The sequence below is a fragment of the Sphingobium sp. B11D3D genome (assembly GCF_025961755.1).
In the GTDB taxonomy this organism is placed as follows: domain Bacteria; phylum Pseudomonadota; class Alphaproteobacteria; order Sphingomonadales; family Sphingomonadaceae; genus Sphingobium.
The window spans coordinates 3,154,649-3,171,884 of record NZ_JAOQOG010000001.1; the positions used below are offsets into that span (position 1 = coordinate 3,154,649).

Genomic DNA, 17,236 nt, shown 5'->3' on the forward strand with positions numbered 1-17,236 from the left:
CGGGCAACCACAGGGAATGCGACCTTGGCGATAGAATCGGGCGATCACAACGACTTCGCGACTGAAAACGGGGATACCGCCGCTTCGGACGACAATCAGGGCACTGAAGCAGCCGAAGGCCGGGTGACCGTGCGCGGCAAGGATCACTGGCGTGAGCGTACCATCACCGCGCCGGGCCTGAGCGAACGGGGCAACGTGTTTTTCGCCGCGATCGAAATGACGCGGATGCCGATGATCCTCACCGATCCCAATCTGCCGGACAATCCCATCGTCTTTGCCAACAAGGCGTTTCTGGACCTCACGCTTTACGAAGAGAGCGAAATCATCGGGCGCAACTGCCGGTTCCTGCAAGGCGCCGAGACGGACCGCGAGCGGATCGCCGAACTGCGCGATGCCGTGGCGCGGCACGAGTCCATCGCGCTCGAAATCCTCAACTACCGGCGCGACGGCACGCCATTCTGGAACGCAGTGTTCATCGGCCCGGTCTATGACGTCTCCGGCAAGCTGCTCTACTTTTTCGCCAGCCAGCTGGACGTCACCAAGCGGCGCGAAACCGAGCAAGTGCTGCGCCAGGCGCAGAAGATGGAAGCGATCGGGCAGCTGACCGCTGGCCTTGCCCATGACTTCAACAATCTGCTGCAGGTGATCGGCGGCAGCCTGGAACTGGCCTCGAACCGCATCGAGGATGAGCGGGCCGGGCGGCATATCGAGAATGCCCAGCACGCCGCCGCGCGCGGGGCAAAGCTGACCGGCCAGCTGCTCGCTTTCGCCCGCAAGACGCGCCTCACGCCCCGATCAGTGGACGTGAGCGATTGCGTGCAGAGCTTCGTGCATGTGCTGGAGAGCGCGCTCGGCAGCGATATCGAGTTGCACCTCAGCCTACGGCGGGGCCTGCCGCGCATCCACGTCGATCCTGACCAGTTCGAGATGGCGGTGCTCAACATCGTGATGAACGCTAAGGACGCGATGCGCGGCGCCGGCGGGCTGGTGACCATCACGACCGGCAAGCTGCATCTCAACGGCGATGCTGCCGCCCGCCAGCTTCCGCCCGGTGACTATATCAGCCTTGAGGTGACGGATGAGGGGGAAGGCATGCCCGCCCATGTCGCCCAGCGCGCGACGGAGCCCTTCTTCACCACCAAACCCACCGGTCAGGGCACGGGCCTCGGCCTCGCCATGGCCAGCGGCTTCCTGCAGCAATCGCGGGGCCGGCTGGAGATTGAGAGCGAACAGGGCGTCGGCAGCACGATCCGCCTGCTCTTCCCGGTTTCCGTGCAGAATGACGAGGATGACCGCGCCGGCAACCCGGCCCCCATCACCGCGGCCGCGCCCGCGGATGGTTCCTCCGGCAAGGCCCATATTCTGGTGGTGGAAGACAGCCCTGAAGTCATGGCCCTGTCCCGCGAGATCCTTGAAAGCGCCGGCTATCGTGTCTCGACCGCCATCTCGGGCGATGAGGGTCTCAAGGCGCTGCAGAAGCTGATGGAGGCCGACCCGGTCGATCTTCTCTTCACCGATCTCGTCATGCCCGGCAGCCTGAATGGCATTTTGCTGGCGGAGGAAGCGGTGAAGCTGGTGCCCGGCATCGCGATCCTCATGACCACTGGCTATAATGAGCAGCTCGTCTCCGATGGCCCGCAGACCATCTCGCAGGATGTGATCGGCAAGCCCTATCGCCCGGCCGAACTGCTCAACAGGGTCGAGCAGGCGCTCAAGAACCGCGCCACCGCCGGCGATGCCCGCCGGCACCGCTCCGATTACGGCCACGCCGAAGCCTGATCGAACGGGCCGGCTGACGAGGGCACGGGCGTAAGACGATCTATTCTCACGCGCGGTACATGAACGCCACCGAGCATCTGGCGTTTCCTAAAAAGGTGAGATATAGGCGCGCCAGCCATCCCCGCAGCGCGCTGCATCAAGGGGTTCGCGCCGTGCGGGCGTGGTGGAATTGGTAGACGCAGCGGACTCAAAATCCGCCATCCGCAAGGATTTGTCGGTTCGAGTCCGACCGCCCGCACCAGACAGTCCCTAATTCTCCGAGATTCGTGAGCGGTGGTATGGCCATAGCAAAACTGGCGCAGAACTGCGCCGTTTTGGCGCTCTCATTCCGCCAGTTGAGGTCTGCAGACCATGCACGCGGGCACCATCAGCCATTTCTGCCCCTTTATCTCAGTGGTCATTTTCCAGACCTCAATGCGGGTCAACGCTGCGCGGCATCGAACAAAAAACGGCCGGAGGACATCCGGCCGACGCTTTCCTTAGAGGGATGACGGAAGTCAGCTGCAGCCGAGCAAAGCCCGCTGCTCACTCCAGCTCATCGGCAGATCGACGCTGAGCAGTCTTTTGGTCGTAAGCGAGACCGGCTGGATGCCCTCGATGCATTGCGACACGATGTCCGGCGCAAGCGTTGCGATGCGCAGCAGCTGCGCGGAACGCTTGCGGCACTTGCCCTGCGCGTCGGCAAGTGATGCCAAGCTATGCTCCGGGGCGCCGAGCAGCGCCTGATGCAGCGCTCGGGCCTCAGCGATCAGTGCGACCAGCGGCGTATTGACCGTATCGGCTGAACGGTCCTGCGCGTCGCCGATGATCATGCGGACATCCTTGCCTTGTCGGATGCGGATCGCACGGCTTGTCAGTTGCACGGGATGATCATGCGCCAGTTGATCGAGACGCAGGAGGGCCAGCAGCTTGTCACGGTCGAGAGTGATGGTGATGCCCTCATCAGCCATATCGATTCGTGAGAGAAGCATGGTCAATATGGCCGTACGCTTTGATGCTTTGTCCAGATCGGCTGCAGCCTGTGCTGCCTTGGTAAGTGCGTTGATCGCTTGGCTAGTCCCAGCAATGTCGATGATCGCCCGACGGTCCATGAGCCAGCCCTTCAGGCGCTCGATGACGATCCGTTCGATCTCCGGCGCGCTGACCCGCCATGGTTTTTCGCTGCTGCCGATGAGTGCGTTGGGATGGGTTACATAATAGCGATAGCGCTTGCCGGCCTTGGCCGTGTGGCTGGGTGACATCTTTCGGCCCTCCCCATTGTGGATCAGACCGGTGAGCAAGCTGCGCTTGGGAGAGCGCCTGGCCGAGGGGTTGTTGCGTCCCAGTTCCAGCTGCCGCTGCACAGCATCCCAAAGTGCCTCATTGATGATCGCGTCGTGCTGGCCGTCATAGACCGCGCCCTTGTGTACGACCTTGCCGCGATAGATGGCATTGCCCAGCAGATGAGAGAGCGCGCCGCGACTGAACGCGATACCACCCCGGCCGTGAAGCTGCCTGGTGCGATAGCCATCGCGCAACAACTCTTCGACCAGAGCCTGTAGGGAGCCCAGCGCAAGGTAGCGGGTCATGATGTGCCGGACCTGTTGTGCCTCGGCCGGGTTGATGACCAGCGCCCTGTCCTTCACATCATAGCCAAGCGGTGGGTTGCCGCCCATCCACATGCCCTTCTTCTTCGAGGCGGCGATCTTGTCGCGGATGCGCTCACCGGTCACCTCGCGTTCGAACTGCGCGAAGGAGAGCAGCACATTGAGGGTGAGCCGCCCCATGCTGCTGGTGGTGTTGAACGCCTGCGTGACCGAGACGAAGCTGGCGCCGCGGGCATCGAGGATCTCGACGATGCGGGCAAAGTCGGACAGCGCGCGGGTCAGGCGATCGACCTTGTAGACCACGATCACGTCGATCTTTCCGGCTTCCACATCTGCCAGCAGGCGGACCAGCGCGGGGCGATCCATTGACCCACCTGAGTAGCCGCCATCGTCATAGGCGGTCTTGACCAGGGTCCAGCCTTCATGGCGCTGGCTGACGATGTACGCCTCGCAGGCCTCGCGCTGGGCATCGAGGCTGTTGAACGCCTGCTCCAGCCCTTCCTCGCTGGACTTGCGGGTGTAGACGGCGCAGCGCACGGCACCGCGCGGTCCGTCAATGACCTTGGGCCGCCTAGCCATGGTCATGCAGCCCGAAGAAGCGGGGACCAGACCAGGACGTTCCGGTTACCGCGCGGGCAATAGCCGACAGCGACCGATAGCAGCGCTCTTCCCACACATAGCCATCTTCAACCACGGTGACGCTGATGCTACGCCCGTTCCACTGCCGCATAAGATGCATTCCGCTCTTGAGCAGGACGCTCTCCTTGCCGGCAGCAAGGCGACGAAGGGCCTGGCCATGGGAGGGCGATAACCCTCCCATGGTTTTCTCCTGCAGCGCATAGCCGAGCAGTCGGCGCAGCAGATCGGCGCTGACGCGCGGCGGCTCTGAACCCATTGATGATCGCCATTGATCACGCAGCTCGCCCAACGACAGCGCCGCCAGAGCATCAAGGCGTGCCTCCAGGCTCATGCCGCAGCGCTTTCGACCAGACGATAGCAGGCGCGCTCACCGCTCTTGTCCAGCGTGATCCCATGGCCCTTCTTGCGCAGGCCGGTGAGCGCCGCGCGGGTGCTGTGCGGCAGCCAGCCGGTCATGCTGACCAGCTCATCAAGCGATGCGCCCTCCGCGCGGCGGAGCAGATCCAGCACCTGCTGCGATTTTGACCGTGCGCCGGTCGGTGGCGGAACACCCTCGCGATCAGGACCGGCATTATCAGCCTTATCGCTCTGCTCGCTTTCCACACCGATCGCCGCACGACCGGCCTGGGTGATGACAAGTGCGAAACGATCGTCACCCTCTTCCCGCCAGACCTTGGGCAGCTCAGTGGTTGCGGCTTCCTCGATCAAACCCCGCTTGATCAGCGGCGGAATGACTTTGCGGATCCTGCCTGCCTGGCCCGCGAGATGATCGGGCGGTGGCAGCAAGCTGCCATCGTCTCGCTGGGCAGCAGCGGACAGCAGAACGAGTTGCAGGTCGTTGAGCCTGGTCATGGGTGGTCTCCTCTTGCGGAGCAGCACTGCGCTGCTCCCACCACCCACAGCCCTGTCGACCAAGCCGGCAGGGCATATCCGCAGTTCTTTCCAGCGGCTCGACCAGCACCAATGCTCGGTGTCAGGAACAAGTCCAGTCGAATGTGCGGGCTCGCGGAAGATGCGCGTAGGGTCGGCACATGATGCCGAAATGATGATGGACCCCCGGGACGCGGACATCGCCCTCACTCGTCGCTTGCGAGTCTCGCGCCGTCAAGAGATAGGCACGCCATGACCGATCTCAGTTGGCTGACCTTTTGATCGCCGGACTAATCCGTGATCATGGTGGTACCCGTCAACGCTGGCGCAAGCTCATCGGTCTTATCCTCATATACGATCTCAGGACCCATCCGCATTGCAACTGGATGATGGATGCGACCGGCTCGAGCTCAGAAATCGCGAAGATCGAAAGCTTGCTCGATAAGCTGCGGCAGAGCCACCCGTTTATCACAGCGGATCGGTGCCGCAGGATGCTACCGATCAAAACTGCCGGCCGGTATTGGGACTTACCCGCCATTCGCGGGGCGCCAGTCACATAGCAGGTTCCGGCCAAATAGCGGACGTCAGCTCGCATGCCTTACAATGACCGCGATTGGGGACTGTCCGGACTGTCCGCTTGAAGCAGTTCATTGGGACAAAGCGGACGTCGGTTGCTGAGTTGGGGTTGGCGGCTTTTCGACCCGCATCGCCACTCAGCTATCATTTTTTTTGCTTTTGAATGCCAACCCTTCGCTCTTCCAGCCTGAGCATCCAGAACGCCCAACCAGAGGCCGGCAGCTTCAGATCCCGCGCTGCAGCGATTGTGACTCCAACGCGAAGCTAACGCACGACTAGTCTCCAGGCTCCGACCGCTCGCGGGTAGCGGTAAAGCCAGATTTTCACTATCTGTTCCCCCCGCTCCTGTGGTAGCTCTGCTTCCTATTCGACTGTTCCAAGATGGCGGCATGGCGAAAACAATCACGTCCAATCAGCTCATAGGCGAAATCGGCGAAGCGGCCGTAAGGCTGAAGTTTCTTGGCATCGGTTTCCAGTTCGATGCCCGCTCACGTCTCGAAGCCGGTATAGACGGCATCGCCGAAGTCATGGCGCAGGGGCAGCCCACGGCCCGCATGATCGCCGTCCAGGTCAAGAGCACCGCCAGAGGACGCTATTCCTCAGAAACCGATGATAGCTTCTATTATCTCATCCGCAGCGCTGATCTCGCTTACTGGCGGGGCTCGAACCTACCCGTAATCCTGGTGCTCTACCGGCAGGATGACGAGAGCTACTACTGGAAGGCGATCCCGTCCGACCTCGGCGATGGTGAGCGCCGGCTGCAATTCGATAAGCAGGCCGATCGCCTCGATAGCGCGGCGGTGGATCGCCTCGCGGACCTCACCGTCCCAAAGGCCGGCTTCGGCTATTATGTGCCGCCGCTGGGCGGTGGCGAAGAGGCCCTGGTCAACATCCTTCCGCTCACACTGCCCACCGAGATGTTCGTTGCGACCACGCCGCTCACCCCGAACAAGGCGATCGCAACGCTGCTGGACGGTGACGAGACGCCGCGCTTCGATTGGGCTATGCGCGGCGGACGCTTCTGGTCCTTTCATGACCCCCGCACCTCGGCCTGCCGCGAGCTCGTCGACGAGGATCAGGTCGAGGCCATCGAGACCGAACATTTCGCGTTTCACGACGACGAGGACGAGCGGCACATCTTCTCGCATCTACTGCGCGACACGCTGCGCCACCAGTTTCGCGACGATCTGTGGTGGTCGAAGACGCGCAAGTTGCTCTACTTCTGCGCCTTCGAGGAAGGAGTTCCACGCACTTTCTATTATGAGTCAGCGAGGAAGAAGACTGACGCAGATGTCGTCAACGTGGTGCGCAGCAAGACCGATCCAGACCGGGTCGATTTCGTGCGCCATCACGCCTTCTCGCCGCGCTTCGAGCTCCTCGCCGGGCAATGGTATCTGGTCGTCAATCCGAGCTATTATTTCACGACTAACGGGTTCCGGCCTCATCCGCATCCCGCCGCCCTCCTTGCCGGCAAAAAACGCCTCGACAACAGCAGCGCACTGCGCGGCCAGGTCATCATGTGGCATCGCTTTCTGTCCGCCAGGCACTCGGAGAAAGGCGATCTCTTCACCGCCGCGCCCATCATCGAACCCGGCTTGATCTTCGGCGCGCCGCCCAGCATCGAGCTCAGCACCCGCGTGCCCGAGGACGTCTGGGGAAGCCCCAAGCGTAAGGTAGAGGACTCCGACGAGCAGGAAGGGCTGTTCGCATGACGCCTTTCCCGACCAAGATCTTCGACGAACCAGAGCTCGAATTCGGGGACCGCCACCATCATCCCGATCCGCGGCTTGGTCTCGTAGACGCGGGACCGCTCCAGACCTTCGTCGGCGACGTCATCAAGGTGGCGGTGGTCGGCAGCGCCAAGACCGTCGAAGATGCGAAGGGCTTCATTGACACCGCGTCGACCGGTGTCGAAGGCAAATCGGAAAAGCATCCCAACCTCCATCCGGCCTTTCCAGGGCTGAGCAATCAGAATCCCTATCGCTGCCGCTTCGAGATAGATGAGGGCGCAACCGCCGCTTTATCCCAGTCGCAGATCGATAAGATCGCCAAGGAGCCGAACCACGAAAAGGCCGTCGAGATGGCAGTCGACGCTATCATCGAGCAGCTGCAGATGCTCGATGATAGCAGCAGCCGGCCACATGTCGCTTTGGTCGCGCTGCCAGTGCGACTGATCGAGCGAGTCTGGAGCGCCAAGGTTGACTCGGACGGCACCACCGAGGAGGAGGACAGCGCGGGATCTGACGCTCCGAATTTTCGCGGCCTCCTCAAGGCCAAGGCCATGGGCCTCAATTTCCCAATCCAAATTGTCTGGGAGGATGTGCTCGACGACAATGCCGTGATCCCACGAAAGATCAAGGAAACAAGCGCGCGCAAGATTCAGGACTTGGCAGGGCGTAGCTGGAACTTGCTGACCACGCTCTATTACAAGGGTAGCGGCCGCATACCTTGGCGTCGACTTCCCAAGGAAGGCGAATACACCTCATGTTATATCGGGATCAGCTTCTACCGTGAGGTCGGTGGTCAACAGCTTTTCACCAGCTCGGCCCAGATGTTCGACGAACGCGGGCGCGGTTTCGTGCTAAAGGGCAATCGCGCCCACACCGAGAGCCGGGGGCGGCATCCTTATATGGCCCGCGACGACGCCAAAGAACTCGTCGGCCGAGTGCTCGCTGCCTATCGCACCCATCATAAGACGCTGCCGGCGCGCGTCATTGTTCTCAAGACTTCTCGGTTCCGTCACGAGGAAGCGGAAGGAATCTATGAAGCGCTCAGCGACGCCGGCACCGAGCTGCGCGATCTCGTATGGGTGCAGGAATCCTATTCGGTGAAGGTGCTGCGCGACGGCAACTATCCCGTGTTGCGCGGCACATTCGTCGATCTTGGCGGCAAGGGCTTGCTCTACACCAACGGGAGCATGCCCTATTACGGCACCTATCCCGGCCTTTACGATCCACGTCCGCTCCTCCTTTGCCCCTATCCTGGCAGCGACAGCACGATCTCGCAAATTGCCGAGGAAGTTCTGTCTCTCACCAAGATTAATTGGAACTCGACCCAGATGAACCAGCGGCTGCCGATCCCCATTCGTGCCGCGCGTATGGTCGGGGAGGTACTTAAATATGTGAAGGAGGGGCAGGCCGTTAGCACGGACTATCCCCGTTACATCTAGGCGATCGGCCAGTGACTCATACGATAGCGCGATCGATCATTGCTTGAAGCAATTCTTCACGCATCAGCGGCTTTCCGTTAAGGATGACTTCGCCAAAGGTGTCGTCGATAACGCGTTCATTACCGTCGTGAACATGCACATGGATGCCATATTCCTGCGGCCTACTGGCGGTCCATACAATCGCAGGGGTCGAGGCCCAGACGGTGTAGCTGTGCCCCTTGTAGTCGTCGAGATTCAAACTTCGATCGGGCAGAAGACAGGTAAGATGTGTCACCGTTCGATCATGCAATGGCAGTAAAGGCGTCGAAATTATTGGACCCTTGCTCCAAGTACTGTCTCTTCCGCAGTTCGCGCAGAAGTGCTTTCGATGCGGAGTCTTGCCAAATTCACCGAGATCGAGATGAGGATGCTTGCAGTACGAACATTCTATACAGCCCATTTTTTGGTGCGCTTCTAGACCGCAGACAAAATCAAACGCAGCTGGCGGCGTGATATCAACTCGAACAATTTCGTCGTTGCTGAACAGACCATGTCGCGTCGAATAAACGGCGGAAATCGCTGCAAAGTCTGCGTCAACGCACTTGCAAGATTCAGGTGTATCGCGCAGGTGGACATGAATCTTTGGTGGGCGGGGCTTAATCTCAAAGGTCGAAAGGGCCGCAGGCAGAGAACACCAAATGCCCGCCTCAGCATAATTATCGAGATATACTGAAAAAGGGTCGACCTCATAGTTCATGAGCTGACTGTGATTGGCACATACGATTTCGTTTGACGACTGCAGTGCCGCTAAATCAGACTTAGTCCCCCAATGGCTCTGGTGAGTACGGCACCACCACCGATGAGCGCCGTGTCGGTACTTTCCAGAATAAACAAAATCGCATGGCATAGTAATATTAGTGGCGCGTTTTGCCGTTAAGTGACTGAGAAGTTCTGATGAGCGAACTTCAATGTTGCCCAAAGTACGCCCATGCGCCCAACAGACGGCGCCGCGTTCTTGCATTTCGCTATCATCTGCCATTACCAACGGCCGCTCATCCGCAATCTTGCTGATGAGTGTCCGCTCCTTCTCGGCCCCCGTTTTGGCCCACCAAAGCTCTACGCGCCCCGACGCAGCACAGATCTTTCGTTCGATTATCAATGCATCCTCACGGTATGGCTTGCGGTTCGAACGGCGCACATCGACTATAGAGCCCCTGCGAATGAACGAGCCTGGAGGTCCAGGTGGAGCATGCTGCTTTACAGAGACCGATCGTTCAGCAACATCACACCGCAACGCGCATAGCCAGCAACATCTACCCAAGAATCAAGATGGTCTGGCGTTTGTACCAAACGCGCAACCTTAGTGACGACCATGCCTAAGATTTCGCGAATCTGCGGGTCTCGGCACTCGTCCACCACAGACCGCAATGCTGCAATGCGACGATATGTCTCTTCAGGTGCGCCGTAAATGTCGCGTCGATCAAGTGTTACAGTCGCATAAGCGGTATCGAACTGCTCGAGCAAGCTGTTCGGAAGTCGCCCTTCGCTCATCACATCCTCCCCGCATCAATCACGCTGCTTCGCCAATACAGAAGAAATCACTCGGCACGTCGGGTAGAAAGCCACCGCACTCCCGCATTTTTCTGTAGCCCGCGAAAGCATCCGTGCACACCAGCAAAGACGCTTCCACCGAAAACTTCAGGAGGCGAAGACTGCCCATGACTCTGGCGTCACCGAGCAGGTTATTGGCGAGCCGTCTCGCTGCAGCATCATCTGTACAAAACGCGCGATCCGTTGCCTCACAAACGGAGATGGATTCGAGTTCGCCGTCGCCAATGTCGTGATCGGTGACAAGCTCTAAGAAACGATCTGGCGAAATCTCATCGTCCGGCACGAAATGGATGAGTCCAGCGGCTTGCAACGAAATGATCTCGGCTGCGCAATCTAGGCCGCATTCCGAGACCACTATGGGAGACAGAGCGACCTCGGTGTCTGGAAGCTCGCAGACAACCGCAAGCTTCCCACAATTGAAAAGGTTTATCGCTGCGCAGGCATCAATGAGTAGTCGCACGGCGCCCACCCGTCGATGCGTGGGTTTCATAAATGCTTTCAATCGTCGTACCGAAGCGATCGGCGATCCACGACGGCGAAGTCTCTCCGCGAGCTACGCTCTCATGGACGAACTTCATAAGAAGCGGAGACACGAGATCGAAGTGAATCTGCTCCCTAGGCGGCAGATTCAATGCTTCAGCTCGCTTCTCCGGACTTTTGTAATGCTCACGGATATACTGCGCGAGGGAGGCGGCCCCACCGGGGGGCAAAAGGTCGAGATTTTCACAACGTCGTGCAGCGACGTCGAACGAAACGCCATGCAGACGGGCGAGGATCAGGATTTCCACATCGCCGATCTCGTTGCCAGATGCGCCGATGAATTGACGAATTGCCTGCAACGACCCACCAACCGCTTGTGGCGGGAGAAGGAAGGCTGAGGAGAACGCATCGGCAAAGCCTTCAACCCTGTTGCGAAAGCTCCCGATGTGGGACGCGAGATCGAGGTGCGCAGACTGCACTGAATGATGAGCCACGACGTGACCCAGCTCGTGTCCAAGGGTGAACAGCATGCGCGCGGGAAAGCGCGGTGAAACGAACACAAATAGATAACCGCCCGCAGCCACAGAGGCGCCTTCAAACTTCGAATTCTTAAGCTGGCTAACGATCAGCCCGTCAAGCGCGCGCAGGCGCTGCGGGAGGTCAACGGCTGGGCTATCAACTTCGCCCGGGTAGAGGACAGTACGCAGATCCGCTGCTAGCCGTTCGGCCTCATCATAAGTTTCCGGCCCCTGCAGGCCAAATTGGTCGAGCCAATCGGGAAGACGTCCACGAACAGGAAGGACCTTTAGCGCCGCTTCCACAAAGCCCGCCAGTCGATCGAGCGTCGGTTCGCGCTCTGAGTCAGCCACTCCTGGCGCCCGGAAGAGAGCTCCAAGTCCGGAGCTGTTTGCAGGCGATCCCACGGATGTAAACGCGCGCATGGATAGCTTCAGTCCACGCGCTAAAGCACGAAGTTCCGATGCTGTTACCGGCGCGCCATCGAGAATTTCTCTCACGCGCTCCGTTGCTAAGCGTGTCCGCGAAGCGATCTCGCCGGGTTTGAGCGAAAGCGCCCGAAGGGTGGCTGCGACGTTTGCCATTTAAGCTGATTGTTGCTTGATTCCCTGCAGCCAGTCCAGAGTCTTCTCGATCTGAACCTGGTCTAGACGGGCCCAACGACCCATCACATCGATAACGCGGTTGGCGCGTCGCTTCTCTAAAATCGAAGACAGCCGGTCCAAAGTTTCGCTTCGGCCGCGCGCCACCTCCGCCGGCGTCTCAAGCGCCACTGGATTAACTCCGACCAAATAATTTTCTATACGACTGGCGAAATTGGTCGGACTGTGGGTGTCGAGAGGATGCTGCTTCCCGGTGCTATCGACTAGGACATTGCCGACGACTTTTCCTTCAGCATTCAGTTGGAGCCGGTTCTCCGGGAACCGGTTATATGCGGCCAGAGCGTCGATTTTCTCCGCCACTTCGAAACCGCCAACCACATACTGCTGAACTCCTTTCGTCGCGCCGCTAATCACAAACACATGATCCCCTGGCCGGACCAAGCGTCGGATAGGGGGCATGCAGCCACCGAGGGTCGGGGTTCGTCTAAAGATAGGGTCGTTCAGATTTCGATTACGGTCGGGGTCCGCATTAGGACTGCTGATGTAGATATACCCTTTCATTACTTGCCTCCCCCCTGACCGACTATCTCGCACGCAAAAAATGGATCGCACTCGAAGAAAATCTCCAGAGAACCACCAATGACACGCGTACCGCTGCGTATCAAGCGATGGCAAATTTGCTCCTGTTCGGAGTCGAGCTGAGTGGAACTCCCATCATGTCGTGAGCGCCGACCGCTCCCGGCTAGAATGTCTGAGAACGGTCGACCGAACTTCAAAATGAACAACCGGATTGCCCCACGTGATGCGATAGACTGCAGAGTGAACGAATGGCCGCTTTCGGGCGGCGTCACCTTGACCGTGAATGACCGACTTGTGGGCGGCTGCCGACCAAACAACGACATTTTGATTGGTCGCTGGGAATGTCTCTTTAAGCCGAAATTTGCCGTTAGCAGTTTTGACAGTCGCGGACGCTGCATACCCTCTGATCGAGGCTCGCCAATGGCGACGATCCCGCTGGTAAGTCATTACATCCGCAAGGCTAGAGAAGCGCGCGAAGACCATGGTGCGGCCCTCTCATCAAATCTCCAAGGCGTCATCAAACAAGGGGATTTCGATGGCAAGGATAACCCCCTCAGCGGCATAATCGATTTTGGCTGCACCACCCGTATCGCGCGCCAGAACGCGTTCGATCAAGGTGGTCCCAAACCCAGTCCGATCAGGCGCCGATACGGTTGGACCGCCACTCTCGGACCAGCGCAGGAGCAAGCGCCTGGCCCCGGAACTGCTGTCAATCTCCCACACAATCCGTACTTCACCGGAATCGACTGACAGCGCGCCGTATTTCGAGGCGTTGGTTGCCATCTCGTGCATGCCAAGCGCGAGTGACGTCGCGATGCGGGGGGGAATTTGAACGTCGGGCCCAGCAAGATGAAACTGCGCTCCGTCCTTCGCACCAAACGGGGCCAAGGTGCGCTGAAGAAGCTCGCGCAGTGAAGCGCTTTTCCAGCTTTGTTGAACCAGTATATCATTTGCGGCAGCCATGGCTAACACGCGGGCCTGCAGCGTCTCACCGGCTTCCTCAAGCGAGCTTGCTCGACGCAGGGTCTGCGAAATGACAGCCTGGATCATAGCAAGGCTGTTCTTCACGCGGTGGCTCAATTCGCCGGCAAGAAGTGCTCGATGCTCCTCGGCACGCTTCCGGCCGGTGATGTCCTGCGACACGCCGATCATCGCAAGTGGCGTGCCGTCAGCACGGTAGTTTGCCTGTCCTCGAACCTGGACCCAGCGCTCCTCGCCGCCTGGGGTGAGAAGTCGATACTCAACATCGAGCAACGAACCACTGGCTATCGCAGCCGCCACCGCCTCATCCCTCATTGTCCTGTCATCAGGGTGGACAGCCGCCATTAGGTCTTCATAGGAAAAAGGCTCGCTGATGGGCCTGCCGAAATTCTCCTTGCATCCTTCAGACGCGATCATGCGCTGAGACTGGATGTCGAGGCTCCATGACCCCATCTGCCCTGCCTTCAAGGCAAAGCGAAGTCGCTGCTCGCTAGCGATCAGTTCGGCGTCACGCCGGGCAACCTCGGATTCCAGATCGAAGCGCTCTTGCTCCAACCGGACCAAACGCTCACGCTCGAGCGTGACGTCAAACTGGGAGGCAAAGAAGTAGGACAGCGTGCCATCGCCATCGAAAACAGGCGACACCAGCACACGATTCCAGAATGTCGCGCTGTCCTTTTTGTAATTGAGCAGGTCCAACTCAATTGGCGTTTTCGCGGAGATCGCTTCGCGCAGCCGCGCAACCTCATCACGATCTGTCTCCGGCCCCTGCAAAAAACGACAATTGCGCCCCAAAATTTCATGCCGGGCATACCCGGTCAGCCGCGAGAAGGCATCATTGACGAACACGATGGGGTTGTCGGGTTGGTTGGGATCGGTGATCAGCATCGGCATCCGCGTCGCGCGGACGGCGGATGCGAAAGGATCAGGGCCGCTCCCCGCTCGGGTAAGCTCTGCAAGAATGCGAGCGTCTTCGTTGGCATCTGTCACGCGCTATTCCGCTCAAAGTCTTTCGCTGCCATATAGATAGAACGAAGTGTGAACGCCACTACATTTGCACTGGGGACGGGATGGCTGAGCTGACTTAATCGAGATGCGGGAAAGGGTACTATTCAAGCGCTAAAGGCCGTGCGTCCGCCCCTCCCGCCCATCGCTCTCGACGGTTAACGCTTGCTCTCTGGGAACCCACGTCCGTCCGTCCGGGTTTTGGTGGCACCGCGTCTAGCTGTGTCAAAACGAAGGAACTGAAGATGGGCGAGCTCACCGATAAATTGAACGCTGCAGGCAATAAGGCTGTTGGCAGTGCGAAGGAAGCGATCGGCAAGGCGACCGATGATGAGAAGCTGGTCGCCGAGGGCGAAGCGCAAAAGCTGAAAGGCACGGGTCAGGATGTGAAGGGCAGCGTCAAAGGCGCGCTCGGCGACAAGATTTGAACTGTTGATGGGATCGCTGCAGAGACAGCGGTCCCGCGACTGCTCTCGAACATATTTTCCCCGCCTCCTTTCCGAAATCAGCAATTTCCGTGCTTCGGTGTACGCCGGAGCGACAGCGGGCCAAAGCACTTGAAACAAACGATAGGGCGCCGCCAAGATGAAGAGCTTTGATCTACCCGCGCTGGAGAATGACGCCACGCTCAAGGCGATCGCGGACTTTGCCTCAAAATTGTGTGACGCCCCGATAGCACTGGTCAGCTTTGTAGAGGCTACGCGGCAATGGTTTCCCGCCCGCACTGGTCTCAACGCACGAGAAACGCCGCGCGAGCAATCTTTCTGTGCCCATGCGATGCTTGGCGAAGACATCATGGTCGTTCCCGATGCGCAGCGGGATCCTCGCTTTAGAGGCAATCCGCTGGTTACCGGCGAACCTCATATTCGCTTCTACGCTGGCGCCCCGCTGGTGTCTGACGACGGCATCCGTCTGGGCGCGCTTTGCGTCATTGACAGTGAACCGCGCTCGGGCCTCACTGTGACGCAACGGCAAGGCCTCAAGGTCCTCGCGGCAAACATCATGCTGTTTCTCATATCACGACGCTCGAGCCGTCGTAGCGATCGAGAGCTGCATGAGCGCGAAGCCAAGTTTCGGGTGCTCGCCGATACGATGCCGCAGATGGTCTGGTCAACGAGGCCTGACGGCTTCCACGACTATTACAATGCGCGTTGGTACGAATTTACCGGCGTCGAACCCGGCTCCACGGACGGTGAAGGCTGGAACGGCATGTTCCATCCCGATGACCAAGAGCGAGCATGGTCGGTCTGGCGACATTCGCTGGAGAGCGGCGATCCCTATGAAATCGAGTACCGCCTTCGGAACGCACATGGCGAGTACCGATGGACGCTCGGTCGGGCACTTCCCATTCGCGATAACAGCGGGACAATCACGCGGTGGTTTGGTACCTGTACGGATATCCACGACCAGAAGATGATTCAGGCACAGCGCGAGGTGGTGGCGCAGGAACTCAGCCACCGGATCAAAAATATATTCTCGGTAATCACCGGTCTGATCAGCTTTTCCACGCGGCACCACCCCGAGGCTCGGGACGTGGCAAACGACCTGCGCGATCGCATCATGGCGCTTGGCCGCGCCCACGACTTCGTGCGGCCTCACAGCGAGGCGTCGCGGCCCGAAACAGGGCAAAACAGTCTTCTTGGCATGCTGCGCGAGCTTTTGGGCGTCTATGTCGAGCGGGTACATATCGAGGGTGAGGATGTCACTATCGATGACCGATCAGCGACGCCGCTCGCACTGGTCTTTCATGAACTGGCGACCAACGCCGCCAAATATGGCTCGCTGTCGGTGCCTGAAGGTACAGTGCATCTCCGGAGCGAATCGGATAACAAGTCGGTGAGACTGGAATGGCATGAAGTCGGTGGACCGGCTATTTCCCAGCCCGCAAATTCCGGGTTCGGGACACAGTTGATCGAACTCAGCGCGATCCGGCAATTGAGCGGTAAAATCGAACGTGACTGGAACTCCAACGGACTGCGACTCGAGCTGACAGTACCGTGTTCATCGCTACATCGCGCGCCAGTGTCCGCTCTCAGAGCCTGAGAATAGCCTCATGGCCGGAGGCAAGTACGCCGCCCGAGATCGCTTGGGCCGCGGCAGCCAATATGGCATCCGGCGTAAAAGGCTTACGGATACAGCCGATGGCCTCCGGCGCCGGCTCGCCAATCTGAGATGGATTGGCTGTGACATAGACGACCCGAATGCCGTGACGAGATGCGAGTTCGTGCGCGATCTGCGGCCCCGTCGGGCCGTCACGCAGATTGAGATCAACAAAGGCCAGTTGGGCGGTTGGTCCCACCGACAACGCCTCCGCGTGGTCAGCCGCTATGGCAACGACATTGTATCCGGCTTCCTCTAGAATTCGCTCGATCTCCATCGCGATGAAAATCTCGTCTTCCACAATAAGCACGGATGTCATTGGTTTCGCCCTGTTACCGGGCACTAAATGTTGCACAGAGCACATCGTTCCAGATCATGCAGCGAGTCGACACCGGCCGAGACGACAGCACGGTTCGCCGATGACGACCAACTCAAGCCACTCAGCGTCGTGGGTGTGGGTGTCGGCTTTTGCTGAAACCCGCCAATTGGGTTCCGCACACCGGCCGGTCGGCTATCCGCCTCAATTGTGGTCGTTCAATTACGAAGTTGCTGATCTCAAAAGCAGCCATACGTTAATCCGGTCTTGTTGGCGGCAGGGAAAACCGAACGTAAGACTGCCCGACCCGAGTCGGCCCCTTTCAGCCTAAGCGTCTAGAATTAGAACCTAGCGAGGATGATCGCGGAATGACCCGAGTAGTCTCGCTGGGCGAGCGGCACTCGCCTCTTGGATACAACGCACGAAGAGGCTAATCCTCAGCCTTCGC

At 59.3% G+C, this 17,236-nt stretch carries 15 protein-coding genes and 1 tRNA gene; 6 read left to right on the forward strand and 10 right to left on the reverse strand.

Translation table 11 applies throughout. The features are described from left to right. The first annotated feature begins 24 nt into the window (after positions 1-24). Together M2334_RS14900 and M2334_RS14905 are read left to right on the forward strand one after the other, a co-directional pair. A complete protein-coding gene (locus tag M2334_RS14900; RefSeq protein ID WP_264605816.1) occupies positions 25-1,779 on the forward strand; it encodes a PAS domain-containing protein in 1,755 nt (584 codons plus the stop codon). Between the two features lie 154 nt (positions 1,780-1,933). Beyond that, positions 1,934-2,020, forward strand: a tRNA-Leu gene (locus M2334_RS14905). 256 nt (positions 2,021-2,276) lie between these two features. Here M2334_RS14905 and M2334_RS14910 read toward each other — a convergent pair. From M2334_RS14910 to M2334_RS14920, 3 genes are read right to left on the reverse strand one after another with little or no spacing between them, the layout of a single operon-like run. After that, complete coding sequence (locus tag M2334_RS14910; protein ID WP_264605817.1) at positions 2,277-3,950, reverse strand: recombinase family protein; 1,674 nt, start codon at positions 3,948-3,950, stop codon at positions 2,277-2,279. Next, positions 3,937-4,335, reverse strand: a complete 399-nt coding sequence (locus M2334_RS14915; RefSeq protein WP_264605818.1) for a DUF2924 domain-containing protein — start codon at positions 4,333-4,335, stop codon at positions 3,937-3,939. The genes M2334_RS14910 and M2334_RS14915 overlap by 14 nt, the downstream gene beginning before the upstream one ends. After that, entirely contained in the window at positions 4,332-4,856 is a 525-nt protein-coding gene (locus M2334_RS14920; RefSeq protein WP_264605819.1) for a DUF3489 domain-containing protein, read from the reverse strand. The genes M2334_RS14915 and M2334_RS14920 overlap by 4 nt, the downstream gene beginning before the upstream one ends. 983 nt (positions 4,857-5,839) lie before the next feature. Here M2334_RS14920 and M2334_RS14925 point away from each other — a divergent pair. Further along, positions 5,840-7,162 (forward strand): DUF4365 domain-containing protein, encoded by a 1,323-nt coding sequence (locus tag M2334_RS14925; protein WP_264605820.1) that lies wholly within the window; start codon positions 5,840-5,842, stop codon positions 7,160-7,162. Continuing rightward, complete coding sequence (locus M2334_RS14930; protein ID WP_264605821.1) at positions 7,159-8,619, forward strand: argonaute/piwi family protein; 1,461 nt, start codon at positions 7,159-7,161, stop codon at positions 8,617-8,619. The genes M2334_RS14925 and M2334_RS14930 overlap by 4 nt, the downstream gene beginning before the upstream one ends. A gap of 16 nt (positions 8,620-8,635) precedes the next feature. Here the strand turns inward: M2334_RS14930 and M2334_RS14935 are convergent, their stop codons facing one another. The 6 genes from M2334_RS14935 to M2334_RS14960 form a co-directional block, all read right to left on the reverse strand. Then, complete coding sequence (locus M2334_RS14935) at positions 8,636-9,637, reverse strand: hypothetical protein (RefSeq protein WP_264605822.1); 1,002 nt, start codon at positions 9,635-9,637, stop codon at positions 8,636-8,638. Between the two features lie 218 nt (positions 9,638-9,855). Next, positions 9,856-10,149 (reverse strand): DUF6378 domain-containing protein, encoded by a 294-nt coding sequence (locus tag M2334_RS14940; protein ID WP_264605823.1) that lies wholly within the window; start codon positions 10,147-10,149, stop codon positions 9,856-9,858. A 19-nt stretch (positions 10,150-10,168) separates the two neighbouring features. Beyond that, positions 10,169-10,699: a hypothetical protein gene (locus M2334_RS14945; RefSeq protein ID WP_264605824.1), complete on the reverse strand. Its 531-nt coding sequence runs from the start codon at positions 10,697-10,699 to the stop codon at positions 10,169-10,171. Continuing rightward, positions 10,653-11,558 carry an ImmA/IrrE family metallo-endopeptidase gene (locus M2334_RS14950; RefSeq protein WP_264605825.1) on the reverse strand — a complete coding sequence of 302 codons (906 nt, stop codon included), beginning with the start codon at positions 11,556-11,558 and terminating at the stop codon, positions 10,653-10,655. Before M2334_RS14950 ends, M2334_RS14945 begins: the two co-directional genes overlap by 47 nt. Before the next feature lie 231 nt (positions 11,559-11,789). Then, positions 11,790-12,227 (reverse strand): hypothetical protein, encoded by a 438-nt coding sequence (locus M2334_RS14955; protein WP_264605826.1) that lies wholly within the window; start codon positions 12,225-12,227, stop codon positions 11,790-11,792. Between the two features lie 657 nt (positions 12,228-12,884). Beyond that, on the reverse strand, positions 12,885-14,357 hold the full coding sequence (locus M2334_RS14960) for an HWE histidine kinase domain-containing protein (RefSeq protein WP_264572416.1): 1,473 nt from the start codon (positions 14,355-14,357) through the stop codon (positions 12,885-12,887). A 260-nt stretch (positions 14,358-14,617) separates the two neighbouring features. On the opposite strand from M2334_RS14960, the gene M2334_RS14965 reads away from it, so the two are divergent. Together M2334_RS14965 and M2334_RS14970 are read left to right on the forward strand one after the other, a co-directional pair. Next, on the forward strand, positions 14,618-14,800 hold the full coding sequence (locus M2334_RS14965; RefSeq protein ID WP_264605827.1) for a CsbD family protein: 183 nt from the start codon (positions 14,618-14,620) through the stop codon (positions 14,798-14,800). Between the two features lie 157 nt (positions 14,801-14,957). Beyond that, positions 14,958-16,415: a sensor histidine kinase gene (locus M2334_RS14970; RefSeq protein WP_264572418.1), complete on the forward strand. Its 1,458-nt coding sequence runs from the start codon at positions 14,958-14,960 to the stop codon at positions 16,413-16,415. On the opposite strand, the gene M2334_RS14975 is transcribed toward M2334_RS14970, so the two are convergent. Continuing rightward, complete coding sequence (locus M2334_RS14975) at positions 16,405-16,791, reverse strand: response regulator (protein WP_264572419.1); 387 nt, start codon at positions 16,789-16,791, stop codon at positions 16,405-16,407. The two genes, M2334_RS14970 and M2334_RS14975, sit on opposite strands and share 11 nt — an antisense overlap. Positions 16,792-17,236 lie beyond the last annotated feature (445 nt).

Coding starts and splice junctions, on each gene's coding strand:
- M2334_RS14910 (WP_264605817.1), bottom strand. CDS start 3,950: ATGACCATGGCTAGGCGGCCCAAGGTCATTGACGGACCGCGCGGTGCC.
- M2334_RS14940 (WP_264605823.1), bottom strand. CDS start 10,149: ATGAGCGAAGGGCGACTTCCGAACAGCTTGCTCGAGCAGTTCGATACC.
- M2334_RS14920 (WP_264605819.1), bottom strand. CDS start 4,856: ATGACCAGGCTCAACGACCTGCAACTCGTTCTGCTGTCCGCTGCTGCC.
- M2334_RS14915 (WP_264605818.1), bottom strand. CDS start 4,335: ATGAGCCTGGAGGCACGCCTTGATGCTCTGGCGGCGCTGTCGTTGGGC.
- M2334_RS14925 (WP_264605820.1), top strand. CDS start 5,840: ATGGCGAAAACAATCACGTCCAATCAGCTCATAGGCGAAATCGGCGAA.
- M2334_RS14935 (WP_264605822.1), bottom strand. CDS start 9,637: ATGGCAGATGATAGCGAAATGCAAGAACGCGGCGCCGTCTGTTGGGCG.
- M2334_RS14930 (WP_264605821.1), top strand. CDS start 7,159: ATGACGCCTTTCCCGACCAAGATCTTCGACGAACCAGAGCTCGAATTC.
- M2334_RS14970 (WP_264572418.1), top strand. CDS start 14,958: ATGAAGAGCTTTGATCTACCCGCGCTGGAGAATGACGCCACGCTCAAG.
- M2334_RS14945 (WP_264605824.1), bottom strand. CDS start 10,699: ATGAAACCCACGCATCGACGGGTGGGCGCCGTGCGACTACTCATTGAT.
- M2334_RS14975 (WP_264572419.1), bottom strand. CDS start 16,791: ATGACATCCGTGCTTATTGTGGAAGACGAGATTTTCATCGCGATGGAG.
- M2334_RS14965 (WP_264605827.1), top strand. CDS start 14,618: ATGGGCGAGCTCACCGATAAATTGAACGCTGCAGGCAATAAGGCTGTT.